This is a genomic window from Clostridium ihumii AP5 (assembly GCF_000612845.1).
GTDB lineage: Bacteria > Bacillota > Clostridia > Clostridiales > Clostridiaceae > Clostridium_J > Clostridium_J ihumii.
In genome coordinates this window covers 46,008-72,873 of record NZ_CCAT010000083.1, presented here as the reverse complement: position 1 = coordinate 72,873, position 26,866 = coordinate 46,008, and the positions used below count along the sequence as shown (strand labels likewise).

Below are 26,866 nucleotides of genomic sequence, written 5' to 3'. Positions count from 1 at the left end.
AAATTGATTTAGAAACTCTTATTAATTTGTGTTTTATTTTCAAGACCTGAACCCAAGGACGGGTTCAGCGACTGCCTAGACAGGACGTCGTGTGAACTAAATTTAGAAATATGTAATTGAAAATTCAATGTATATTTTTTATAAATCAAGGAAGTAATTCGCATCAATAATGTCATTTTATTAATGTGAATTGCTGACGAAGAATTATGAAAAATAGACTAGAATTTAATTACATAGCTCTTAATTTAGTTCACTTATAGCCGTTTAGTCTTGGAAATAAAATAGCAAATTCATTAGAGTTTCTTTGAAATTTTTATGAATAACGTTTTAAATAATTACTGTTTCTTGGAATACTACCATTCTCATTTAATATTTAAATAATTTCATTTTTCAACTTGGACACCCTTAAGAGTAAGACTAGCTCGGAATCATTTTAAAGTGAACAGTTCTTTTTAAAGCAATATATTTACAGCTTAAAAAATAATTTTGAATTCGAGCTTGTTTCCCTATATTATACACCTTTACAACAAAACATTGTTCTATTATTTATTTGTTTTTAAAAATTTAACATAAAAAAGAAAAGAGATTTCATTAATTTAATCTCTTTTCTTTTTGTATTATTATTTTCTTAATTGTACTTTTATATATTTTTTAGATGTAAATACATAAAATAATATATATATTATTAAAAATAAAACTACTGTAAGTATAGTTGGTATAATTATATTACATTTCATGATATCACTTAAAACTTTTATAGCTACTAAACTATGAATTGTTCCAAGCAATACAGGTAAAACAAAAAATATTCCAACTTGCTTATATACAGATTTCTTTAATTCTTCTTCATTTAAACCCATTTTTTGAAGTGAATCATATTTGATTTTATCTATATCTGCATCACCTAAACATTTAAAATGCATTATACTTCCAATAGAAATAACAAATACTATTGCTAGAAAACTTCCTATAAAATATACTGTTGATGAAAAATCATATTTTGTAGCATCTGCTATATATGATGTGTAAAATGGAAAATTTCCCATTTCAGTATAAAATGCTTGTTCTCCTAAACTTAGTAAATCATTGGTTATTTTTTCTGTATCATTAAAATTCTCAAGCATTACTCCATGATAGTATGCTTTGTTATAATCACTTTTAATTTCATCATACTTTTCATCATTTATTAGAATTACAGATGAATTTACTATGCTACCAAGAAATGGTGAACTCATCTCTGTTATTACATTAAGCTCTTCATTTCCTATATTAATTTTTCTTAATGGTTCTGCAAGTGACATTGTTACACCTGGTCTCCATAAAAATATGCACTCATCATCATTTAATTTATATTTTAAATTACTTTTAGCAGTTTTAATTTCAAGCTTTTCTATACCATTTTTTAAGTCTGAATATCTTCCTATAACCATTGAATCTTCTGTTTTATTAATATTATCTTTAAATAATATCTCAAATTTATTTTCATAAAGTTTCTTATTATCTTCTTCTATAACTTCATTTATTTTCTTATCTTCATTTTCATCATTACTTAAATAACTAACTGCATATGGAACCTCTGTTCTGTAATTTTGTTTCATAAAGTATTTCTGTGAGTATACTGTTCCAAAAGCAGTCATTGCACTGGTAACTAAGATAGTAACAGCTGCTAATGTTTTGTAATTATTTTTTATTCTAAAAATTATATTAGAATAACTTATTATATTTACACCTTTATAAAGAATTTTTTTATTTTTTATAATGCTTTGAATTACTAATGGAAAGAATCCATAAAAAACTAAATATGTGCTTATAATTGTTCCAACTACTGCTATTATTATGGCACAGTTCATATCAATCTTTAATTTGTTTGCATTTATTATTTGAAAATATGATAATAACAACAATAATATTCCTAAAATTCCTAGTACATAGCTTTTTTTAGGGATTTTTTCATCTATCTTAGAATAATTTATAAGTTCTATTGTGCTGCTTTTTACTATTAATAAATACTCTTTTATAAAAACAACAATTAATATGATAAAAAATATGATTGAAGTTTCTATAAGCGCTTTACTATTTATAGTAAATTTAATTACATTATCAAGCATAGCTACTTTTGTAAGCGCCATAAGAAATACTTTGTTAGTTATAATTCCTATGATAAGACCTATGACTAATGATAGAATACCTACTAATAGCCCTTCTCCAGCAAATATCAATGCTATTTTGCTATTTTCTATCCCCATAAATGTATATATACCAAATTCTTTTTTTCGTCTATCTATAAAAAACTTACTAGAATAGTTTATAAAAAATATAAAAAATAATATCAATATCATTGATGCTGACATGGATGCACCTTGAGCAACTAAATGAGCATCCATATTGCTGCTAAATTCTTTTGAACAATAAATTGATACAAAATTATAAAATACTACCACCGAAAAAATCATAGCAAACAAATACAATGCATAATTTTTTATATTCTGTTTTAAATTCATCATGGAAAGTTTAAAAGAGTTCACTTATATCGCCTCCCATAGATGAAAGTAAATTCATTATTCTATTGAAAAATTCTTTTCTAGAGTTTCCTCTATCTAAGTTAGCATGTATTTTACCATCTTTTATAAACAATATCCTTTTAGAATAACTTGCACAAAATGAATCATGAGTTACCATAATTATAGTAGTTTTAAATTCTTCATTCATTTTTGATAAGCAAGCCATAAGCTCTGATGCTGATTTAGAATCTAATGCTCCAGTTGGTTCATCTGCAAATATTACTGATGGTGATGTTATAAGTGCTCTTGTTGCTGCTACTCTTTGCTTTTGACCACCAGATAATTCATATGGATATTTTTTTAGTTGTTTTTCTATTCCAAAAAATTCAGAAAGACTTTTAACCTTTTTTTCTATTTCATCGCTATTCATTTTTGATAATGCTAAAGGTAATGCAATGTTATCTTCTATAGTCATACTATCTAATAAATTATAGTCTTGAAATATAAACCCTATATTACCTCTTCTAAATTTTGAAAGCTCCTTATTCTTCATATTAACTATACTTTTATTTTCATAATAAACTTCGCCAGCTGTAGGTACATCTATAGTTGACAATACATTTAAAAGTGTAGTTTTTCCTGCTCCTGAAGGACCCATTATCCCTAAAAATTCACCCTTTTTAACTTCTAAATCTATACCATCTAATGCATTACACATAATTCCTCTTGTTCCATATTGCTTTCTCAAATTACTGGCTTTTAATACTATTTCCATCATCGTACCTCCTTTTTCTTATACTTATATTTTAAATGGATACTCATCTTCAAGCCATCACTTTAGCTAACAAATTATCTATCTAAAGTTACATTTGTGTAAGATTAAAATAATCTGAAATATTATAAAAACCTATTGTAAATCTTGTATACCTATTAACCTCTGAACTAACATATAAATCATGATTCAATTTATTACAAATCATTTTAGATATATAAAGACCCATACCTGTAGATTTAGCTATTTTCCTGCCATTATTCCCCGTAAAACCTTTGTAGAAAATTCTATTTAAATCTTCACTTTCTATTCCTATTCCATTGTCTTCTATAAATAAATGTATTCCCTTATCATTTTTTTCTGCTCCAATAGTTATTTTTCCATTGTCTTTCATATACTTACAACTATTATTTATAAGTTGTTCAATTACATAAATAATCCACTTTCTATCTGTTAAAACTTCAAAATTTAATTCCTGTATATCTATTTCTATTTTATTATGTATTATTAAAACTCTATTTTTCTTTATAACTTCATTTATAATACCTTTCAAATTGACATATTCTATTTTAAAATCTTCACTATATGAAGATGCTCTACTTATATATAAAGCTTGATCTATTAAAAATTTTACCCGTTCAACTTCAATCCTCAATTTTTTACAAGCTTCATAATCTAAAAAGTTGTCTTCCATATCCTTTATAACTAACTCTAAAACTGATATTGGTATTTTTATTTGATGTACCCAATTAGTAATATAATCTATTACCTCATCTTGTGATTTTTGTAATTCTAAATTTCTATTTTCATTTAATATTTCTGTTGTTCTCATAAATTCTAAAATTATCTCATCTTTTATTGTTTTATATTTTAAGTTATCATAATAGCTTAATAATGTATCTTTATTTTGATTTAATTCTTTTATATGTTTATGCCATTTATAAAAATCAATAGCATATATACTTAAAAATGCAGCTATCATTAAAAAATTTAGATAATATGTCTCTGTACCTTCTAAATCAATAATAGGACTTAAGTAAATAACTAAATTTAATATTATAAAGTTACATAAAAAATATATTATATGTATATATTTTTCTCTTATATATTTAAAAAACATATTATTCCACCATATATCCTTGAGATTTTTTAGTAATTATAAACTCATCTAAACCTATATCGCTTAATTTTTTTCTTAATCTATTTACATTTACAGACAAAGTGTTTTCACTTATAAATTCTTCACTTTCCCAAAGTTCTTCCATTATCCTTCCTCGACTTATTATTTTTCCTCTACTGCTCATAAGTATTTGAAGTATTTTAAATTCATTTTTTGTAAGTTCAATGTTTTTTTCTCCATAGCTCAAACTTCCCTTATTTAAATTTAATATTACTTCACCAATTTGGATTAAATTACTTTCCTCCTCTTTATATGAATATGTTCTTCTAAGTAATGCTTGTATTTTAGCTATTAAAACTTGCATTGAAAATGGTTTTGTTAAATAATCATCTCCCCCCAGATTCACAGCCATTATTATATCCATATCGCTATCTCTAGAAGATAAAAATATTATAGGAGTCTTAGAAATATTTCTAATTGCTTTACACCAATAAAATCCATCAAAACAAGGCAAATTTATATCCATCAATACTAAATCTGGACATGTTAAATTAAACTCCTCTACTATATTCTCATAATCATCTACTTCTATACCTTTAAACCCCCACTTTTCAAGTCCATCCTTAATTTGTTTACTTAAACTTTTATCATCCTCAACTATAAAAATTCTATACATTAAATCACCTCTTATAAAATAATTATACAAAACATAAAAATTTTAGTCACTGATTAAAAAAATATAGGAATGTATAAAACTTTATACATCCCATCATTTATTATATTTAATACTTTCCGTTATCTTTTACAGCTTTAATCATAGCATGTATATTTACAGCCGAAGTTTTAGGTGGTATTGCACATGAAGGACACATTATATATCCACCTTCTCTATTCATCACCTTTTTTAATAATCTTGTTGTTTCATCATATACTTCTTGTGGTGTACCTACATTTATTATAGATGTAGATAAGTTTCCAGCTAAAATATGGTCTTTGCCTATTATTTTAGATACCTCTTCTAATTCCATTTCTCCACCTATGCTAAAAACAGTCCTTGGCACTATTGGAAGTTCTTCTAAAATTGTTTCTATATTATTTATATGATTTCCACATAAATGTATAGTCCATTTTTTCACACCTGCATCAATTAAATATGTAAATATTTCCTTTATATAAGGAAGCGATATTTCCTTAAACATCTTAGGTGAAATTATATGATGTGATTCTAATGGTAATGGTAAAAATGCTCCACAATTTTCAGCTCCAAATTCATTTATTCTCAATTTAATTGTTTCTAACAGATAATCTGTACTTACCCTAAGTACTTTGTGTATTGCTTCTGGTTCTTTTAATGTCCATTTCACAAGATTATTAATACCTATAAGATCATTAGCAACTTCCATAGGTGAACCTGCAGTTACACCAACCCCTTCTCCATTATCCATACAAATCCTATCAAATTCCATAGACAATTTAGTTAAATGTGCCTTTTTCAAATCAGGTACTTTTAAATCATTTACTTCTTTAATATCATTTATTATTAATTTCTTAGCTATAGGCTGTACACATGGATTTCTCGAATATTTCAACTCTCCACCAAAATCTAAATTATAACCACCTGGAATATTGTATCCTACACCGCCATCGTCTTGTAACATGCTATGTACCCACTTTTGACACTCATAAACTAATTTAGGATTATTGTAGTATTCCTCTAATGTTTTCTTGCACAAATAAGCTTCATATGCTGATCCCATAGCTAGTACTGGAACCCTATCTATTTTACTTTTTGTTATAACACCTAACATTCTTTCACCAGAACTCATTTTTTCCAACATAATATTCCCCCCATAAAATTTAATCCTTTTCTTACACAAATTAATAAACATATTACTATGCCATTACTTCACTGTCTAATATGAAATCTATATAGTTACTAACTTACCTATTAAAATATTAAATATGTTTTTAATCATATTTCATTTGGTATTAAATTGTATTGGAAAAGAAAAATAAATCTAATAAACTCAAAATTAAATATTAATAAATAATTTTTCAAAAAAATAGGACTCATATAAAAATATGAGTCCTATAAATTTATATAATATATGTTAACTTACTTATTAAAACAGTTAAATACTTTCTAAAATTTTGTATAAATTAGTATTAGTATCTATAAGTTTATATATTTTATTATCGTTGCTAAATAATCTTTTTATAAAGTTTTTATTATGAATATGATCTATAATATATATTTTTCCATTTGTATCAAATTGAAGTTCATTTATAATAGGTGATTTATATATCATAGGCGTAAAATATAAATTCACATTTTTCTTAATTCCAATATTATGTTTATATTGAACATATTCATATCCCTTAAGCTCTTGAATCTTACAATCTTTTAAAGCATTTTTTATATATTTAACTTTTTCTTTATCATTCACTTCATATTTATTTTTATTATTAGTATTAACTGTTACATATATCCCTATATCTTTTTCTTGATTTTCATCATGCACACTTATAATATTATTATATTGAAATAAAGTCCCTATTGCTGGTAATGTATATGATGTAATAATCATAAATGCAAATATATACACACCTATTCTGTCCCCTAATGTTTTTTCCTTTTCTTCCTTATAATTGTCTTTATTTGAATGTTGTTTCTTAAAATCTACTATTATAATTCTTATAAGATCCACATTTATTATGGTTAAGCTTAAATAAAACATTATATTTATCATCCTTGATGTTTTTTCTGTAATATCACTACCTAAAAATGTGATTAAAACAATAGTTACTAAGCATATACTCCCCTCAAATAAATTAAACACTTCACGCTTAAAAGTTTTTCTTTCAACATCACTAATATCTTTCCTATTTTTTTTAATTTCAGTAATAGGATTTATAATTTGTAGTATTACTATCAATAATATAATGCATATAACTGTAACATTACTTTCCCAGAAAAATGCACTTAAAACAAATATTATACAAACTATACCTAATAAAAAACCTAATAATTTATCAAACATAAAAATTAATCCCCCTTAATACTATTATAAAGTAAAATTACATTTTTTTGAATTAAACTTTACATTAAGGGGGATTCTTTCATTTATGCAGCCATTTTAGCTTTCACACTATAATAAAATAAACATACAACTATTCCTACTGCAAAAATTGCACCAATTAATAATACTTTTTTAATCTTTTCTTTCATATATTTCACCTACCAGTTTCTATAACTTTCTTAAATTCATTGTTTTTAACTAATTTAAAATCTTTATTCTACTTTATTAAAATTAAAAATTCACATACACATTTCTATAGAGAAACAAGCTCGAATTCAAAACTATTTTTAAATCTGTAACTATATTACTTTAAGAATTATACAACATAATTTTTTAAATGAAAATTGTATATAAATTAATATTCTTTTCAATCTTTTAAATATTAAAGGGATAGTTCATAAATGAACTATCCCTTTAATTTATTCATCAAAATCTTTATAAAGTTTATATCCCTCTTTTTCGATTTTAAATATCTTTTCTATATCATCATTATATACTTCTTCTATATTTTCATTTATTAGAAACTTAACACCTATTCCACAGTTAGAACTAAGTTGTCTTGGCACAGGTAATGCTTCATTTTCAATGTTTTTTTTAATTAAGTTTCTTTTAAATTTTATTGCTCCTGAATGTGTAAAAAATGTTGCTAAATAATTCATTTTACTTTGTTGCTTTTAAAGCAAACTCCTCGTTATTTTCTTCTATTGAAACATTATAACCTGCATTTTTCATAAATCTTTCCACATTATGTTTTGCTGTATTATTATCAACTAAAACAATAATACCTTCCTTGTGATTTTCTAATCCTTTTTTAGTCATTAATACTGGTTGTGGACATGATATTCCTCTAGCATCTATTTTAATCAACTGTTACTTCCCCCTTTACTTTGTTTTTCACATTTGAACTCTTTGGTATACTAAAATATGATATAGCACCTAAAACTACAAAGCATAAAATTACTGCAATTTTTCCATTTGGAGTTGCTCCTTCTGGTGATGATGCCAATTTAAAATTATGACAAAATGCTGCTCCAACAAGCATTCCTAAAACTGTTATTACTGAATCTACATTGCCTTCTCCAGATAATACCAACTGTCTCATTGGACATCCTCCTAAAAGAACTGAACCCCAACCAGCAACTACCATTCCTAAAAAGTTCCATACCCATTCAGTATGAGCTACTGGCTGTTTTGCAAACCCTGGATTGAAAAATCCAAAAATTAAGTTTCCTATGAATGCCGCTAAAAGCATTGCTATAAATCCCCATATTAAATATGAATCTTTAAATAAAATCATATCTCTTATTCCGCCAACCATACAAAGTCTAGTTCTTTGGCATATAACACCAACTACTAATCCTACTATTAAAGCAAACCAAACTGGTGAATGATTAGAACCAGGTCCTTCTTTAGAAAATATAAGCAATGTTGAACCAATAGCTACTAATACAAATAAAATAACATTTATTATTGGAAGAACATATCCTTCTAATTTTGTTTGTTTATAATTTCTTTTTAATGTAAAACCTTTATTTAAGAATACTATTCCAATAACTATACCTACCGCAAATCCAACAATTCCAAATATAGCGTTAAAGTCACCACCTGCAAGTCTTAAAACCATTCTCGTTGGACATCCTAAAAACACTAATGCCCCTATCATTACCATTCCACCTAGAATGAATCTTAAGAAGGCCGATGATCCACCTCTTGTTGAAAATTCTTTTTTATAAACTGCGATTCCAAATGCTCCCAAAATCATTCCTAAAATTTCTGGTCTTATGTATTGAACTACTTTAGCATTATGTAATCCAAGACCACCAGCAATATCCCTTATAAAACATGCAATACAAATACCCATGTTTTTAGGATTTCCAAAATAAACTGAAAGTACTGCTAAAAATCCAATTATTGCCCCACCAATTATAATTCCTCTTTTTTCTTTCATGTTTACTATCCCCCTTTTATTTGTTAAAATTTAATTAAAAGTAAAATAAATTTAGATAATTCAAAATTATCTAAATCGTTCCATGTCCATTCTATCAAATGTTATAGTTTTAATTAAATTGAAATATTCAATCATTACTTCTATATCTATTGACTTTATGAATAATGATGTTTTTGAAGGAGGTATTTTTATGAGAAAAGTTTATTTAGATAATAGTGCAACTTCTTTTCCCAAAGCACCTAATGTAGGTGAATCAATGCTAAATTACATAAATAATATAGGTTGTAACATAAATCGTGGTGCTTATTATGATGCTATTGATGCTGAAAATACAATTTTTGAAACTCGTGAACTTATTTGCGACTTATTTAAATTTGACAAACCTGAAAACGTTATATTCACACCAAGTATAACTTATAGTTTGAACATGACTATAAAAGGTTTATTAAAGCCAGGTGATAATGTAATTGTCTCTTCCATGGAACATAATGCAGTTATGAGACCACTTGCTTCTTTAAAAGAGTTAGGAGTATCTATTAGCCAAATAAAATGTAGTAATTTAGGCTTCTTAAATCCTAATGATGTTGAAGCCTCTATACGCCCAAATACTAAGGCAATTATAATGACTCAAGCCTCTAATGTTTGTGGCTCTATATTATCATTAGAAAAAGTTGGACAACTTGCAAAAAAACACAATATAATTTTTATTGTAGACTGTGCTCAAACAGCAGGATTCTTAGATATTGATATAAATAAATTAAATGCAGATATTCTTTGTTTTACCGGACATAAATGTCTTTTAGGACCACAAGGTACTGGTGGTTTTTTAATAAAAGATAATATTGTTCCTATGATTAATCCATTAATTGAAGGTGGAACTGGTAGCCTTTCTGAGTATGAAATTCAACCTAATTATATGCCTGATAAATTTGAAAGCGGCACTCTTAATTTACCTGGCATTTTTGGATTAAATACAGCTTTACATTACTTAAATAGCATTGGAACAAATACAATAAAAGAAAAGGAACTTTATCTTACGAAAAAATTTATTGAGGGAATAAAAAACATGAATAGTTCTTTTATTATAGGAAGTGATTTACTTGAAAATAGAACTTCTGTGGTTTCCTTGGATTTTAAGGATTTAGATAATAGCATTGTAGCACATCACTTAAACAAGTATTATGGTATCTCTACTAGAAGTGGTCTTCATTGTGCTCCTTCTGCACATAAAACATTAAATACATTTCCTCATGGAACTTTAAGATTTAGTTTCGGCCATTTTAATACTGTAAGCGATGTTAATTATACAATAGATGCATTAAATAAAGTTATTAAAAATAACAATTTGAAAGAAAGAACCTACTAAATATAATTAGTAAGTTCTCTCTCTTTATTTCAATGATTTATTTTTCATAAATTTTTTTATATAACTAATACCGTAATTGAATGATTCTTTATATAAAATTATTAATATAATGAGATTAATAAAACCTAATAATGCATATAAAACATTAATAGTATTAAATGTTGCATAAAGTGCATATAAACTTATTATAAAAGTCATAGTGTAAAATTTCTTTAAATTATAATTTACTTTATAATATTTTAATGATATATTTGTTCTCATTATAAAAAATAATATATAAGATAATCCTGTAGAAATCCCTGCTCCAACTACACCTATCATAGGAACTAATACAATATTTCCTATAATGTTTACTATTGAAGATACAAGTGATATGTATATGTGCTTTTCTTGTTTTTTGTTGAAATTTATTCCAATAACAGTTGTCTCAGATATTGTATACATAATTGGCATAAAACTTAAAAATGGTATTATAAACCTACCCTCTCTAAATCTAGCTCCTAAAAACAATATTATTATATCTTTGAAGCTTATTATTAAAATTGCTACCAAAAACATAACACAAGATATATTAAAGTTTACTTTTTCAAAAAATTCAAAATCATTATGGTTTTTTTCATATCTTTCAAAAGCTACTGGAACCCAAAATGTGCAAAAACAAGCTTGAATAGTGCCTATTAAATTAACTATTGTAGTTGCACCACTATAAATTCCAACCATTTTATAACCTAAAACAAATTTTATTACAATCCTATCTACTGTTTGAAACATAAAAGTTAATGCACTTATTACAATCCATGGTCTAGCATAAGAAATTATATCCTTATTACAAGTTTTTATTTTCCTATCTTTTTGCTTTTTAATCCAATAATTCTGTTCAGAAATTATTGCAAGTATAGTTATAATAACATTTGAAGAAATATATGCTATTAACAAGCATATATAATTATCTTTCCAATATAAAAATGCTAAAATCATAATTGCAAAGTTAAATACTTTAGATAAAATAGTCAACATTGAATATCTTTTAGAATGTTGTTCCATTCTTATAACCATAAGTGAAAATCTATTCAATACTAAAAAAACTATATTTAAAATCCAAACTATTATCAAAAAACGAGAATATTCCCCAAATATAAAATTACATATCATCTTTCTAAACATTAAAGATATTAATGTTAATATAGCTATATTTATAATTGGTATTCTTAAACACTTATATAAAAGTATGCCCCTATCACATTCTTCTTCAGCATAAAAAAATCTTACAAATGCTTGATCCATTCCATATATAGCTAATGATAAAACTAATCCACCTATAGATGTAAAAAATCCAAAAGTTCCTGTTGCTTCTGGTGAAAATATTGTTGTAGTTACTGGCACTGTTATAACTCCTAAAATAGTAGCTATAATAGTCCCAAAAGAAAATGATGTGAATTTTTTCAACAACCCTTCTTCTTTCATTATTATTCTCCTTAATGCCCTTTTATTTCCAATATAATATATCCTTTTACTATTTTTGTCAAATTAATTATTCTATAGGTATTTGAATTTCTGTTATAAATTCATCTGAATTTGCAGTTTCATGTATATCTATTTTATATATCTCTATAGGGTCATTTTTTATTTTATATTTATTTTCTTTTATAAATTCTAATAACTTTGGTATATAATTTTTATTTGTACTGTAAGAACCTCTATATGTGTAAATAACATATCTACCTTCTTCTAATACTAAGTTGTATTTTTCATCTTCTTCATTTAAAAGGCAAAAAACGGATTTATATTCATTGAATATACTATTTTTTATTTTTTCAATATTATATATAGCTCCAATGCTATTATTTCCCAAGACATAAAATTTATCCTCATACTCTTTTTGTAATTTTTTAACTAAAAAATCCACGTCTTCATCTCTTGATATATTTCCATTTAACTTTAATGCTTTTCTTGATTTTATATATTTAACTTCTATTTCATATAATTTACTTTTATAGATAACATCATTTATATTATTTAATCTTCTTTTTATATTATTTTTTTGTTTTTCTAATTCTTTTATCTTCTCATCTATTAACTCTATTTCTTCATTCAAAACATCTTTAGTACATTCTATACTTCTATTGTCTATATACTGTTTTATTCTTTTCATAGAAAAATTCAATGCTCTTAATTCTTTTATTAAGTTTAATTTCCATATATCACTTATGTTATAAAGTCTATATCCATTTATATCCCTTATTGGATTCAATATACCGATTTCCTCATAATACATAAGAGAATCTCTTCCTATATTATAAATTTTAGATATTTCCCCAATTTTATAATAATCCTTCATTTCATTTTCCTTTCAAATTTATTTTATTTGTGTTTGACCTTAGTATTATACCAAGGTTTATAATTTAATTATAAGGTATATATGTTGCAATAAGTCTTATTTTCTAACTTAAATTTTAAATTTCTTTAAGTTATGATGATTTTAATTAGTATTTATTAGCAACTTATATAAACATTAATTTTAAGGAGATTTTTTTATGTCAAATTTAGATGTAGCCGCCAATAAGTCGGCACTGAAAAAGAAATTTTTTAATTATTTATTACCATCAGTTGCCGCTATGTGGGTTTATTCAATTTATACTATGGCCGATGGCATTTTTGTTGGAAGAGGTGTTGGTTCTTCTGCCTTGGCTGCCGTTAATATAGCCATGCCTTTTGTAAATTTAATTTTTGCTTGCTCTATGCTATTTTCAACTGGAGCATCTACAATTATTTCTATTTATCTTGGACAAAATAAAAATGAAAAAGCAAATGAAGTTTTTACTTTTAATATTATTTCAATGATTTGCTTTTCACTTATAATAATGATATTTAGCTTACTAAATTTAGATAAAATATCACTCTTTTTAGGTGCAACAGACACTACAATTCACATGGTTAAAGATTACCTTAGAATAATTATTTGTTTTAACGGATTTTTTATAGTTTCATACTGTTTAGAAGTTTTGACCAAAACAGATGGGTTTCCACAACTTGCAATAATAGGTGTTGTTATTTCAGCTATAACAAATATCATTCTTGATTATATATTTGTTATTCATTTTCAATGGGGTGTTAAAGGTGCTGCCTTTGCTACAGGAATTTCCCAAGTTGCATCAACTATATTTTTTACTTTCCACTTCTTTAGGTCAGCTTCTAAATTAAATTTTGTTAAATTTAAATTTGATTTTAGTATTATAAGAAGAGTTTTATCTATTGGTTTTCCTGACGCAATAACAGAACTTACTTCTGGTATAGTTATACTTTTATTCAATCAATCTATTTTAAGAAATATTGGAGAAAGTGGTATTGTAACTTATAGTATTATTTGTTATGTAAGTACCTTAGTATTGATGACAATGATAGGTATTACTCAAGGTATGCAACCACTTACAAGTTTTTATTATGGAAGAGAAGATGAGGTAACTATAAAAAAATTATTAAATATGGCTATTAAGTCTATAACTTTTGCATCTATTTTAGTCTTTGGTGTTTCAATGTTATTTACAAAAGGAATTGTAGGTGTATTTATAAGTTCTGATAATCTAGATTTATTTAATTATTCTGTTAAGGCCTTTAGAATATATTCTTTTTCTTTTTTAATTGTTGGTTATAACATTCTTATATCTGGATTCTGTGCATCTTTAGAAAAGCCCATGAATGCTACTTTAATTTCTCTTTTAAGAGGTTTTGTACTTGTATCTATCGTACTATTTGGAATGGTTCAAATATTTGGTGGATCTGGTATTTGGTATGTAACTATAATTTCTGAAGGTTTATGCCTATTTGTATCTCTGATAATTTTAAGAAAGCTACTTTTAAAAAATATAAATGAAGATACTGATACTTTAAGTGCATAAAAAGGAGATGCCTCTGCATCTCCTTTAGTTATTTTACCACCACTCACCTAAATACTCTATAAATCCTTTTTTAGTATTTTCCAAATACGTTTTGCTTATTGGTATTTCTTTTCCTGACTCTAGTAAAAGTATCATCTTGTCCAATTCTTTTATTTTAGTTATATTAACTATATAACTTTTATGGCATCTAATAAAACTTTTTTTGTTTAATCCTTCTTCAACATCTGATAACTTTCCATAAAATATATACTCTTTATCTTTTGTATGAATTTTCACCACTCTTTTTTCGCTTTCAAAAAACTCTATATCTCTTAACAATATCTTAGCTATAGTGCTTTTATATTTGCATACAAAAAATTCTTTTTCTCTTAACTCTATAATATTTATTGCATTGAAAAAAACTTCATTAAATTTATTTTCATCTATAGGTTTTAATAAGTAATTAAATGCACCTGCATCATACCCCTCAAATACATGTTTTGTTGAAGATGTTATAAAAATAATTATTGCAAGTGGATTATAGCTTCTTATAACTTTTGCTATATCTATTCCGTTAATGTTTTTCATTATTATATCTAAAAAATATATATCATACTTTTTGGGGTTTTCCTTTACTTCACAAATTAAAATTTCTCCACTACTGAATTCATCAACATTTGCCTTGTTTTTTATCTTCCTATAACCAAGCTTTATGTTATCTTTAATTATCTCTCTAAAAATTTTTTCATCATCACATATAGCAATATTATATTCCATAAATCTCCCCCCAATTAACCCAATCATAGAGTTTCAATATGCATTTTCAATTTATATAACAATTATTTAAGTAACTCATAAATAATATATGTATAAGTTAATTATTTATATTTTTACTCTATATATTTACTTATTTTTAGATATATCATATATATTGTAAATTTTGTAATATAATATTTCAAGTTAAATTCATGTTTATTTTATATGGGCAACCAAGTAAGAAGTAATAGTGAAAAGTGAAAAATATATGTTTTTATATTATTTTCAACTAACTTGATATTGAAATTTAATAAAAAAATCATTCTTTTAAATTGGAAATTCAATTTTCACATTCACTGTCTAATGTAAATTATCCCTTGTCAATTTTAAAAATATAGATTAAAATCTAGAAATAAAATTATCAATTGAAGTATGAATAAATTAAAGGAGCTTTTTAGTAGCTCCTTTAATTTATATCTATACATCATGTATATTATTTATGATTATTTATTATTTTGTATATATTTTAAATTATATTTATGGTATAAGTCTTGTTCTATCTCTTGGAAACAATGATGTTTCTCTTACATTTGAAATATTTAAAATTTGTGCTGTAAGCCTTTCAAGACCTATAGCTAATCCACCATGCGGAGGCATTCCATACTTAAATACATTGGTATATCCCTCATAGTCATAAGGATTTAATCCTTTATATTTTATATTTTCTAATAACATATTATAATCATGAATTCTTTGTCCTCCAGTTGTTATTTCAAGTCCTCTAAACAATAAATCAAAACTATGTGTTATATTTTCACCCTTGGGCATTGTATACATTGGTCTCTTTCTTCTTGGATAGTCTGTTAAGAATATAAAATCACTATTTAAATATTCCTTTGCATACTTTCCTAAAAGTTTTTCAGCTTCTGGATCTAAATCCCCTTCTAAGTCATTTTTGTTATATTTATCTTTTAATATTTCTATTGCATCACTAAATGATACCCTTGGTATAGTATTCTCTATTTTAGGAACTTGTGCTTCTAAAATATCAATATACAATTTTCCTTCTTTCAATAACTTTTCTAAAATGTATTTTAATAAATTTTCTTCCATAGCCATAATTTCTTCTTCATTTTCTATAAATGCCATTTCAAGGTCCATACTTATATATTCATTTAAATGCCTATTAGTATTATGCTCTTCAGCCCTGTAAACAGCACCAACTTCAAATACTCTCTCATATCCTGCCGCCACCATCATTTGCTTATAAAATTGTGGACTTTGAGCTAAATATGCTTTGTTTTCAAAATACTTAACCTCAAACATTTCAGTTCCACCCTCAGCACCCTCAGAAACTATTTTAGGTGTGAAAATTTCAGTAAATCCTTCATTTATTAAAAATTCTCTAAATCCCTGTGCAATTAACCCCTCTATTTTAAATATTGCATTTTTCTTTTGATTTCTTAAGCTTAAAACTCTATTGTTAAGCATAGTGTCTAAATTTACTTCCAACTCATCTTTATTTATCTCTATTGGCAACTCATATTTAACTTCATTTGAAATTTTTATATTTTCAACTCCAATTTCAAAATCTGCAAATTTATTCTTTCCATATCTAACTTTACCTTCAATTTCTATAACTGATTCTAGTCTTAAATTAAATTCATCCGTATTATCTAATACACATTGAACTAAACCACTTCTATCTCTTACAATTACAAATGTTATAGATTTAAGTTTTCTAACTCTATATATCCATCCCTTTATCAATACCTTTTCATTAATATATTTATATAATTTATTTATCATTATTCTTTTCATAAAAATCACTCCTTTTCAATAAAAAGCGCCCCTTGAACTTGTTATTAACAAATTCAAGAGGCGAAAATTTCGCGTTGCCACTCTTTTTAACTTAAACAAATATAAATTAAAATTGTACAATGTATTTTTACTGATTGGGCCCAACTCTAATAAAAAAAGCTTCCACTCCTAATAATAGGAGTGAAAGCATTAATTTCACGGTACCATCCTAATTTAACTTAAATTTTTAAGTTATCTCTAATCCTTATAACGGTGGAATCCGATTTGTTCTAATAAAAAGCTTTTTCAAACAAACTTCTCTGAGATGTCTTTCAATAATAATTTTCTTATAGAGCTTTCACCATTTCTCTACTCGCTTTGAATATTAATTAATATTTACTCTTCTCTTCATTGAATTTAATTTTTATATTATATGTATAATATGCCTAAATATTAACTATGTCAACTACTAATTGTTTATTTTCTGATTTTTTTGTCTTTTCATAATAAGTTTTACCCTCTTAAAGTAGCTTTTAATCTGTTAACATTTAATAACAAATCTATTGCATCAATTATATTATTAACCACAATATCTGAATTTAAAAGAGCTTTTGTACTACAGCCTTCATGCCCTATAATACATATACTTAATACACTCTCTTTAAACATTAAAGCATCATTATTTCCATTTCCAATAGTTACAGTATTTTTTGAACTCAACATTTCAACAATTCTTCTTTTATCAACTGCTGCATTATCCTTATCAAAAACTTTTATTTGTAATGGTAAGTCTTTGCACTGCTCTCTAACTGAACCATATGTATCTGCTGTAACTACAAAAATATTTACATCTTTTTTAGATAACTCCTCTACTTTTACCTTAAAATCTTCTAACACTAATCCATCCTTAGCAATAGTCCCATTAAAATCAAACACTACATTTTTTATTTGAAATTCACCTTCACCTGGTACATTAAAATTAATCAAAAATTTCACATCCTATAAACTGTATTATCCTTTTGCTATATTAAATCATTTTCATTTTAAATTCTACAATTATTACTAAATCCAATAAAAGAAAAGATATCACTTATATATGGAAACAAGTTTAAAAATGCAGTTATTCTTATTTCAGTTGAGAAAAAAATTTAAGGTATATTAACAAAATTAACAATTAAAGATGAACAATTAACAATGAAGGATAAAACTGAAATCTCAGTTTCTTAATGGATTTTTAAAATAATTTGTACAACAAATTATTTAAAGATTATATAAAAACTTGGTTTTTATGTACTTCTATTCATAAATATTAAAAACGAAGTGAATAATATTAACCATCATTGTTAATTGGTTCTAAACATGATAATAAAATAAACAGTAAGATTAGTAGTATCATTTGAAAAAGACATTACTTTAAATTTGAATTTGAAATCCTATAGATTATATAATTTCAAATTTTATATCTTTTATTTTTACTTTGCATTATAACCAATCATGTGCATATTCCCCTATAGGTGCTTTTATTAAACATAGATAAGAAAGTGCTATAAATACGATTGACAATACCATATAAAATATACTTAAAGTATAGAAGTTTTCTCCAATAGCATATATTAAATTTATAATTTTATTTACTATATCGCTAACCATTGCTATTTTAGCTAATAATGCTACCGTTAAAGTTGGTGCACCAATATATATAATAACTGCTGTAACTTTTCTCAATCTATATGCAAATGCTCCTAAAAAGGTACCAAACATCATAGTAGTAAAAATTCTAATTGCATTAAGCATATATAATTGTACTATACTTAAATTCTTTGTTAAATCATTCAATACAAATCCATCAAAATTAACTGTAGTCATTGACTTTATTTTTACATTATCTGTGAAAATCTTTATAATAAAATTGCTTATACCAACTATAAACATATCTAATATACACATTACAATAATTGAAATTATTGAAAATATAATCATTGCTTTAAAATAACTTTTCCTATCACTTCTTATAGTCATAGCTCCTGCGAAATCTTTACTTCCCCACAGTATTCCCATAACAAATAGAAATATTAAATTTAAGCCACTTATGGAATAAGCAAAGGACATTTCTGGTGCTAATGATACTTTACTTGTCCATATAGTAAAACCAACTAATATTAAACTTATAATAGTTACTGTGATTGCATAAGTAATATAATCTTTTTTATAGTTTCTTTTAAAGAAGTTTAAATACGTTTTTAAATTATCCATGATTAGTACTCCTTTCCTTTTGTCATTTCTATAAATAATTTTTGAAGTCCCATAGGTTCTAAATTTATATTTAACTCATCAATAGTATTTAAATCTTCATCAGAAAGTTCACCATAATATGAATATACCTCTGTGCTTCCAAATTCTTGTTTAGGTTTTTTATCATTTAATATTTTTAAACTACTTAAATCTTCTTTTTTTCCTGTTATAAAATATGATTTCTGCTTTATATTATCTATATCTTCATCTAAAATAACTTCTCCTTTATTTACTATAACTACATGTTCAAGTAAATTATCTACTTCTTCTATAAGATGTGTTGAAATTATTATAGTTCTAGGTTTTTTTATATATTCTTCTAATAAAATATTATAAAAATGTTCTCTATTAACTGCATCTAGACCTATTGTTGGTTCATCAAATATAGTTATTTTTGCATTTGAACAAATTCCTATTATATTAGATATTAATGTTTTCATACCTCTAGAGTACTTTTTATAACTTTTTTTTAATGGTAATTCAAAAAAATCACATAATTTTTTCTCTAATTCTTTATCATAATCTTTGTAGAATAAACTGTATATATCTAATACATCTCTTCCTTTTTTATCTAAATTGTAAAATTCTCTTTCTTTTACTATGCATAAATCTTGTAACAAAGTAATATCTTCATTTATGGACTTACCAAATATTTTTATTTCTCCTTCTTTATTTATAAGTTGTCTAGTAATTATATTTATTAATGTTGTTTTTCCAGCTCCATTTTTTCCTAATAATCCATATATTTTATTTTCCTCAAAGTTAACAGATAAGTTTTTTAAAGCTTGTGTTTTATTAAAAGTATATGATAAATTTTTTACTTCAATTATTTTATCCATTTTAATCCTCCTTACAACTCCTAATCATTTCTACTAATTCTTCTTTGCTTATCTCTAATGTTTCTGCCTCTTTTAATAAATTTTTCAAGAATATATTTTTAAAGCTTTGTTTTCTATCATCCTTTATAATTTTCTTAGCTCCTTCACATACAAACATTCCAATACCCCTCTTTTTATATAATATATTTCTTTCAACTAATGTATTTATACCTTTAAGAACAGTTGCTGGATTAATTTTATATAACTTAGATAATTCATTTGTAGATGGAATTTGGTCCTCTTCAGCTATTCCCCCACTTATTATTTCATCTTCTATAGTTCTAGCTATTTGGGTAAATATCGGTTCATTTTCATTTAATATTAATTTCATTTTCTAGTCTCACCTACCTTATTAGTGTAGTGGTTAATTACTTAACTAATTAACCTATACTTATATAATACTACTATTAAATAAAAATGCAACCATATTTTTATAAAAAATAAAAAAAGCATGTTTTCACACGCTTTGTCTATAAACTTAATTTGTTTATTCATTATTCTATAGGGTTCCAAGTTCAAGTTTTAAATAACATCTTTCTTAAATGATACTACTAATCTTATAGTTTATTCTATTATTATACTTGGAACCAATTAACAATTAATAGTTAATTTTGTATACCACTTCAAATTGTTCTTTCTCAAGTGAAACATGAATAACTTAAAGTTCAAACTTGTATTCCTATATTATCTTTTTATATTTAATTTTAAAGTTTTGAATAATTTATTTTGATAAATTTCCTTATGATGAACTATTCGCTGCTGCAGCTGATGAAGCTATTACTGCAGTCATTAGTGCTATTTGCATAGCTATTATAATATTAGTAATTATACTTTCCGAAATTCCACTTATCTCATCAATATATTCCTTACTATTTTCGGACAATATAATACTTGCAGCAAATAGACATCTTAGATCTTTTCCTAATGATAAATTTCCAAATCCTTTAAATTGTTTTAAATACTCATCAGTATTTTTAATTTCTTCTATTAATCTTCCCTTATCTTCACAAACTAAATCTAAAATTGGTAATAATGTTTTTACATATCTAACTCTAATTTTTTCATTTTTAAACATATCATATAAATTAATTGTTCCATAACATTTTTCTTTAGCTTCCCCAGGCACAAAATACATAATATGAGATAATGTTTGAAGTTCATCACTTGCCATAAATCTTTCTTTTAAATACCTATAACACTTTTCAATCTCAACTGTTGCATCATCTATATTAATAGCTTTAAATGATATTATACTCGCCATAATATAATCTTCTGCACCAGTTAAAAATGGATGATTTTTTCTCATAACTTTATAAGTTTCTCTAGTTTTTCTAACCATACTTGAAATTTCAAACTTATATCTATTTTTATATATGTTTAAAGCACATGTAACTAAATATTCTGAGCTTGATGCACCTTCGCTTTTAAGAGATTTATATATTTCTAATATATTCAGCAAATCGTCTTTCTCATAATTATTTATAGAACATTCCATTGCTAAAATTGTTTGAGTTATACCTCTAAAATATGAAAATGCTGAAGTGTTCTTTTTTATCATCTCTATTTTTTCTTTTAATTTTTCTGAATCCAAAACTTCACCTTTTAATGTAGCTGATAAAGCTGCTGCTTTATTCATCATATCATAACCCCAAAACCCTGTTGCCTTCTTAACTTCATCTGAATTTTTAACTAATAAATCACATACATTTTTAATCATTTCCACATCTCCTTTAACTCTAGAACTCCAAACTTGAATTATAATTCATACATATTTAAATTAAGAATATTAATATTAATTTTAAATCTATATTTTTAAAATTGACAATGAATAATTATCAATTGGTTCTATATATAATAATAGGAATACATTTAGAATTATAAGATAATATATCCAAATGTCGCTAGGCAAGGTTGAACCCTCTCATATAGTTCAATTGTAATATTTTATTTTTCCTTTGTAGATAAAAGCTATAGTACCTTCGTAGCTGAGGTTTTAACCTTGGCGGTCTTTGCTTTGTATATAAACGCTTAAAAACAACATTTTCTAATAATGTTTGGCAAGAATGAATTCTCTCATGCAAATGTAGTAATGACATTTTAGAATAACAATACTTAGAAACTCCATTCTAATATTCACTTTCAAATTTCAATTTAATTATTTAATTAATTAAAACTCTAATTTTATATTTGAATAATTTCATTCTTCAGTAACCCTATATAGCTTTACTTTACTATATTTATTTAAATTATCCAAGCTATCTATATTAAATTTCTTTCTTAATAACACTCATTTTGTATACATATCAAAATTTAACAGTATTCAAAACTAACCTTTAAATAAAAAATAGCCGAGAAAAACTCAGCTATTTTTTAAATATATTTTTTTATTAAATTCTCTATTTTTTCATCAGTAATTGGCCAACCAAGTTCTCTTACTATATCCATCATTGCTTCACAATTCTTTATATCTGTTTCTACTGGCAAGCTACATCCTGACATTAACAAATACCCCTTTGGTGATTTATATCCATCCTTAATACATTTTAAACTTTCTACTTTAACTTCATTAACTGTTCCACTGTACATTACTGTTGTTGGATGAATATTACCCATTATCTTTATTTCACTACCTATTTTATCTACACAGTCTTTTAAACTTACAACATTATCTATGCTAAAACCACTAAATCCCATCTTACTAAGATCATCCCAAAGTCCTTCCGTTTTCCCACATATATGTATAGCCGTTTTCTTATTTTTTAGTGCTAAATATTCTATTACTTTTTCTAAATATGGTTTAACAAATTTCTTAAAATGTTTAGGACTTATAACAGTACATGACGCCATAGGTTCTGAAATACTAAATCCTATTCCCGTTTCTATTGCAGCATCTATAAATCTAAAACAACTTTCAAGTGATATATCCATAAGTTTAAATACAGATTCTTCATCTTTTATAAGCATTTTAGTTAACTTCTCTGCACCTATTAAAAAAGATGCATTAGTAAAAGGCCCTATTATTGCTGTAGCACAAGGAACCTCATCTCCAATTTCATCTACGACCCTCTTCATAGCTTCTAATTGAACTGGTATTCTTCCATCTTTGTATGGATTTATTGTTTTTATTTTATTTATATCCTTAATATCATCAATAGCTGGTTTTAACAAATCTACAGTATTATCTTCTGGATATTTCATAGTAGCACCCATAGCTTCTGCTAAAATAAATAAATCAGTGAAAACTCGTACACTATCATAACCTAATTTTTTATATGTATCTATAGTTGCCTTAGCAAGTGCTTTTGCATCAGTATTAAAATCACCTATCTTGAACCCTGTATATTTTGCACTTCCATTTGCAATATTAGGATTACATTGAATTCTATCAATTTCTTCTCCTCTTGTAATTGCTCTTGCTCTTTCCATTGGAGTCATCTTATCTTTATACATCTTTCATACCACCCTATAACATAATAATTTTATTTGCTTATATCTATATATTACATTTATTAAATTACTTTTGATTAATCATATGAAATTTCTATAAATGATTATTTTCTATTAGAAATTGATATAGTTTATTCTTGTTCTATTAAAATTTTCCAAGAATAAAATACTATTAAAATTATTTTATATAAGGAGATAATTATGACATCTATGAATATGGATAAATTTAAAGTAAATTTGCCTTATCCTCCTATTAAAGTTGAAAGTAAAAATTCTAAATATGCTAACTTAATTCTTCAAAATTACAGTGGAATGGTTTCTGAGTTTACTGCAGTTACTCAATATATTTATCATGAAATATATGCATTTCATGATAATACTGAAGTTTCATTAACTATTAAAGGAATTGCAATGATAGAAATGATGCACTTACAAGTGCTTGGTGAAATTGTAACTTTACTTGGTTGTAGTCCTAAATATGGTATAAACAGAAAAGGTAAATTTCTAGATTGGACCCCTAAATTTATAGATTATGGAAAGACTTTACCTGAGATGATTTTAGATGATATTGATGCTGAAGAAAAAGCCATTGAACAATATATTCAAACTTTAGCTTTAATAGATGATAAGTACATTAAAGCCATAATAGAACGAATTATAATGGATGAAGAACTTCATTTAAAATTATTTAGTAATTTATATGAAAAGCTCATATAAAAAAATAAGAAATGATAATGTAAAAATTACTTCACATTATCATTTCTTATTTATCTATTTGCTAAATTTTAATATTTTAAATCTCTTAAAATCACATTCAAGCAACATTGCTGAAAGTACAATTATTAATGCACCAAATATTTGAATTCCATTTAAAGTCTCACCAAATATTATAAATGCAAATATACTTCCAAGCACTGGTTCTAAAGCAACTAATATGCTTGTAAGCCCTGTATCTATATATTCCGTAGCCTTTACATAAAAAGTGTTTGATATAAATGTACTTAAAAGTCCTATGGATAATATATTTAATATAACTTTTATTGGCTCAGAATTAGTGCTAATTGCTTTATTAATAGCTGAAAAATCAGTAAATAGTGCTAAAAATATTGTTCCTGCTATAAATCCATATATAAGCATTGTATCTTTTTTATATGTATTTTCAAAAAACCTTGGTATAACAATTTGCAAAGCAAACAGTATCCCTGTTACAGCACCAGCTATTACCCCTATAGTGTCTAATTGTATTTTTTCACCACTAAATACATTTGCTATACATAAACAACCTATCATAGCAAATATAATTACAATTATTTTTCTTAATGTTATTTTTTCTTTGAAGAATATGGCATTAAAAATAGTAACCCATATTGGATTCGTAAACATTAAAACTGTGGCTATAGATATTGGAATTTTAGCCACCGACATATTAAATGCAACAAAGCATAATGCAAATGTAAATATTCCATATAAACTACATACTATAATTCCTTTTTTATCAATTTTTAAAACTTCTTTGTTAGTTTTAAGAAGCCATAATAAAAATCCTACACTTGCTATTATACATCTAAAAAAAGATATACTCATTGGATCTAAGCCTGCATTAGCTAAACTTCTACTCGTCACTCCCATTATGCCCCAAAAAATTGTAGCAATTACAACTAATAATATTCCTTTGTTTCTATCCTTCATTTCTCCCCCTCCAATAAATAAATTTATTTTCCTATTGAATTATATTACAAAATACATATAAAAGTAATAGTATATTTTAGACAATAAAAAAGTAGTATTAAATTTTTCAATACTACTTTCTAAAATCTATTTATTTTCTAATGAATTTAATCTTTCTCTTAAATATCTTAATTCTTCATCTTTTTCCTTTATCAAAGATTTATATCCACATTCCATCTCATTCCAATTTTTACTAAGTAAATTTATAAAGGATGCCATCTCATCAGCACTTCCCGCAATACGATTAAATAGTAGTAAATTAGACTCTAAAACCTCTGGAATTTCTTTGTGCGAATATCTTAATTGATGATCAATCTCTCCATAGCCTTCTTCGAATATAGTTCTAACTTGAATTTCTGCTATAACTCTTTGGCTTGTTGGATAAAATTCTATAAGATAATGAACTGAACGATATCCTGATTTTCTTGATTGAATTTCTATATTTAACTCTTCAAATCTATCTGTATTGTCTCCCTCTCTAACATTTGCAGTAATCTCAATTACCTTCCATGTGCTAAGAATAAACTTATGTATTTCTTCCCAATCTTGTTTAAATATATGAATAGCTCTAATACCTATTAAATCGTTTATTTCTTCTTTGTAATTTTCTAAATTAAATTCAAAATCTTCACCATATTTATCTTTTCTATTAGGTGTTTTTCTTATAATTTTTTCAATTAACCTTTCTCCATTTTTCACTCTTGTTTTCACAGTATGTATCTTACTATGTCTTCTAAGAGTGTTGGATATAAAATTTGCTTGGGTTTCATAAGTATCTTTATATCTATTAAAATCTTCATATATATTGCTTAAAGTATCCCAATTCATATTATATTTTTCAATTTCATCTTCTGCAAAAGAATACTTTTTAAAGAAATCTTCCTTTATAAGTTTTTTATTCATAACGTTATAACTCCAAATACATATTTTTATTTATAATTTTAACACATTAAAAATTTTACTCAAGTATAGGGTTCCAAGTTCAAATTCAGAATAACATCTTTATCAAATGATAGTACTAATCTTACAGTTTATTCTGATATCATGGTTGAAAACAATTAACAATTAACAGTTAGCAATTAACAATGATGGTTAATATTATTCACTTCGTTCCTAATATTTTTGAATAGAAGTCCATAAAAACTAGGTTTTTATATAATATTTAATTAATTTGTTCTACAAATCATTTTAAAAATCTATTTAAAAAACTCAGCTTTCAGTTTTATCCTTCATTGTTAATTGTTCATCGTTAATTGTTAATTTTTGTACAACACTTTAAATTGCTCTTTTCCAACTGAAATAT

At 25.3% G+C, this 26,866-nt stretch carries 24 protein-coding genes and 1 other annotated feature; of the genes, 3 read left to right on the top strand and 21 right to left on the bottom strand.

Features of this window, described 5'->3' with window-relative positions; genetic code table 11:
• Positions 1-620 precede the first annotated feature (620 nt).
• From BN346_RS16120 to yedE, 9 genes are all read right to left on the bottom strand, one after another.
• Positions 621-2,525 carry an FtsX-like permease family protein gene (locus BN346_RS16120; protein WP_040329991.1) on the bottom strand — a complete coding sequence of 635 codons (1,905 nt, stop codon included), beginning with the start codon at positions 2,523-2,525 and terminating at the stop codon, positions 621-623.
• The gene (locus BN346_RS16115) at positions 2,512-3,276 is read right to left on the bottom strand and encodes an ABC transporter ATP-binding protein (protein WP_040329990.1); all 765 of its coding nucleotides are present in this window, start codon (positions 3,274-3,276) and stop codon (positions 2,512-2,514) included. Before BN346_RS16115 ends, BN346_RS16120 begins: the two co-directional genes overlap by 14 nt.
• 88 nt (positions 3,277-3,364) lie before the next feature.
• The gene (locus BN346_RS16110) at positions 3,365-4,393 is read right to left on the bottom strand and encodes a sensor histidine kinase (protein ID WP_051540462.1); all 1,029 of its coding nucleotides are present in this window, start codon (positions 4,391-4,393) and stop codon (positions 3,365-3,367) included.
• 1 nt (position 4,394) lies between these two features.
• Entirely contained in the window at positions 4,395-5,069 is a 675-nt protein-coding gene (locus BN346_RS16105) for a response regulator transcription factor (RefSeq protein WP_040329989.1), read from the bottom strand.
• Between the two features lie 106 nt (positions 5,070-5,175).
• Positions 5,176-6,231: a uroporphyrinogen decarboxylase family protein gene (locus BN346_RS16100; RefSeq protein WP_040329988.1), complete on the bottom strand. Its 1,056-nt coding sequence runs from the start codon at positions 6,229-6,231 to the stop codon at positions 5,176-5,178.
• Positions 6,232-6,525: 294 nt separating this feature from the next.
• Positions 6,526-7,434, bottom strand: a complete 909-nt coding sequence (locus BN346_RS16095) for a hypothetical protein (protein ID WP_040329987.1) — start codon at positions 7,432-7,434, stop codon at positions 6,526-6,528.
• A 458-nt stretch (positions 7,435-7,892) separates the two neighbouring features.
• On the bottom strand, positions 7,893-8,132 hold the full coding sequence (locus BN346_RS16090; protein WP_040329986.1) for a putative Se/S carrier protein: 240 nt from the start codon (positions 8,130-8,132) through the stop codon (positions 7,893-7,895).
• A 1-nt stretch (position 8,133) separates the two neighbouring features.
• Complete coding sequence (locus BN346_RS16085) at positions 8,134-8,340, bottom strand: sulfurtransferase TusA family protein (RefSeq protein WP_040329985.1); 207 nt, start codon at positions 8,338-8,340, stop codon at positions 8,134-8,136.
• Positions 8,333-9,421: a YedE family putative selenium transporter gene (gene yedE, locus BN346_RS16080; protein ID WP_040329984.1), complete on the bottom strand. Its 1,089-nt coding sequence runs from the start codon at positions 9,419-9,421 to the stop codon at positions 8,333-8,335. Before yedE ends, BN346_RS16085 begins: the two co-directional genes overlap by 8 nt.
• A gap of 190 nt (positions 9,422-9,611) precedes the next feature.
• Between yedE and BN346_RS16075 the strand changes: the two genes are divergently transcribed.
• Positions 9,612-10,787: an aminotransferase class V-fold PLP-dependent enzyme gene (locus BN346_RS16075; RefSeq protein ID WP_040329983.1), complete on the top strand. Its 1,176-nt coding sequence runs from the start codon at positions 9,612-9,614 to the stop codon at positions 10,785-10,787.
• A gap of 24 nt (positions 10,788-10,811) precedes the next feature.
• Here BN346_RS16075 and BN346_RS16070 read toward each other — a convergent pair whose 3' ends face one another.
• On the bottom strand, positions 10,812-12,251 hold the full coding sequence (locus tag BN346_RS16070) for a lipopolysaccharide biosynthesis protein (protein WP_051540461.1): 1,440 nt from the start codon (positions 12,249-12,251) through the stop codon (positions 10,812-10,814).
• Positions 12,252-12,318: 67 nt separating this feature from the next.
• Positions 12,319-13,125 (bottom strand): MerR family transcriptional regulator, encoded by an 807-nt coding sequence (locus BN346_RS16065; RefSeq protein ID WP_040329981.1) that lies wholly within the window; start codon positions 13,123-13,125, stop codon positions 12,319-12,321.
• Between the two features lie 196 nt (positions 13,126-13,321).
• On the opposite strand from BN346_RS16065, the gene BN346_RS16060 reads away from it, so the two are divergent.
• Complete coding sequence (locus BN346_RS16060) at positions 13,322-14,683, top strand: MATE family efflux transporter (RefSeq protein WP_040329979.1); 1,362 nt, start codon at positions 13,322-13,324, stop codon at positions 14,681-14,683.
• Positions 14,684-14,716: 33 nt separating this feature from the next.
• Here BN346_RS16060 and BN346_RS16055 read toward each other — a convergent pair whose 3' ends face one another.
• From BN346_RS16055 to BN346_RS16020, 8 genes are all read right to left on the bottom strand, one after another.
• Positions 14,717-15,439, bottom strand: coding sequence for a LytR/AlgR family response regulator transcription factor (locus BN346_RS16055; protein ID WP_040329978.1), 723 nt, complete (start codon positions 15,437-15,439; stop codon positions 14,717-14,719).
• 516 nt (positions 15,440-15,955) lie between these two features.
• Positions 15,956-17,239, bottom strand: a complete 1,284-nt coding sequence (aspS, locus tag BN346_RS16050) for an aspartate--tRNA(Asn) ligase (RefSeq protein ID WP_040329977.1) — start codon at positions 17,237-17,239, stop codon at positions 15,956-15,958.
• A gap of 173 nt (positions 17,240-17,412) precedes the next feature.
• Positions 17,413-17,639: a binding site (T-box leader), on the bottom strand.
• Between the two features lie 92 nt (positions 17,640-17,731).
• Positions 17,732-18,205 (bottom strand): HAD family hydrolase, encoded by a 474-nt coding sequence (locus tag BN346_RS16045; protein ID WP_040329976.1) that lies wholly within the window; start codon positions 18,203-18,205, stop codon positions 17,732-17,734.
• 495 nt (positions 18,206-18,700) lie between these two features.
• Entirely contained in the window at positions 18,701-19,471 is a 771-nt protein-coding gene (locus BN346_RS16040; RefSeq protein WP_040329975.1) for a hypothetical protein, read from the bottom strand.
• A 2-nt stretch (positions 19,472-19,473) separates the two neighbouring features.
• The gene (locus BN346_RS16035) at positions 19,474-20,349 is read right to left on the bottom strand and encodes an ABC transporter ATP-binding protein (protein ID WP_040329974.1); all 876 of its coding nucleotides are present in this window, start codon (positions 20,347-20,349) and stop codon (positions 19,474-19,476) included.
• Between the two features lies 1 nt (position 20,350).
• On the bottom strand, positions 20,351-20,719 hold the full coding sequence (locus tag BN346_RS16030; protein WP_040329973.1) for a GntR family transcriptional regulator: 369 nt from the start codon (positions 20,717-20,719) through the stop codon (positions 20,351-20,353).
• A gap of 408 nt (positions 20,720-21,127) precedes the next feature.
• Entirely contained in the window at positions 21,128-22,105 is a 978-nt protein-coding gene (locus BN346_RS16025) for a DUF4003 family protein (RefSeq protein WP_040329971.1), read from the bottom strand.
• A gap of 653 nt (positions 22,106-22,758) precedes the next feature.
• The gene (locus BN346_RS16020) at positions 22,759-23,838 is read right to left on the bottom strand and encodes a uroporphyrinogen decarboxylase family protein (RefSeq protein ID WP_040329970.1); all 1,080 of its coding nucleotides are present in this window, start codon (positions 23,836-23,838) and stop codon (positions 22,759-22,761) included.
• Between the two features lie 198 nt (positions 23,839-24,036).
• Here BN346_RS16020 and BN346_RS16015 point away from each other — a divergent pair, with 198 nt between their 5' ends.
• Entirely contained in the window at positions 24,037-24,552 is a 516-nt protein-coding gene (locus BN346_RS16015; protein WP_051540460.1) for a ferritin-like domain-containing protein, read from the top strand.
• A 54-nt stretch (positions 24,553-24,606) separates the two neighbouring features.
• Here the strand turns inward: BN346_RS16015 and BN346_RS16010 are convergent, their stop codons facing one another.
• Both BN346_RS16010 and BN346_RS16005 read right to left on the bottom strand, forming a co-directional pair.
• Entirely contained in the window at positions 24,607-25,524 is a 918-nt protein-coding gene (locus tag BN346_RS16010) for a DMT family transporter (protein WP_040329969.1), read from the bottom strand.
• Between the two features lie 126 nt (positions 25,525-25,650).
• Positions 25,651-26,466, bottom strand: a complete 816-nt coding sequence (locus BN346_RS16005) for a RelA/SpoT domain-containing protein (protein ID WP_040329968.1) — start codon at positions 26,464-26,466, stop codon at positions 25,651-25,653.
• Between the last annotated feature and the right edge of the window lie 400 nt (positions 26,467-26,866).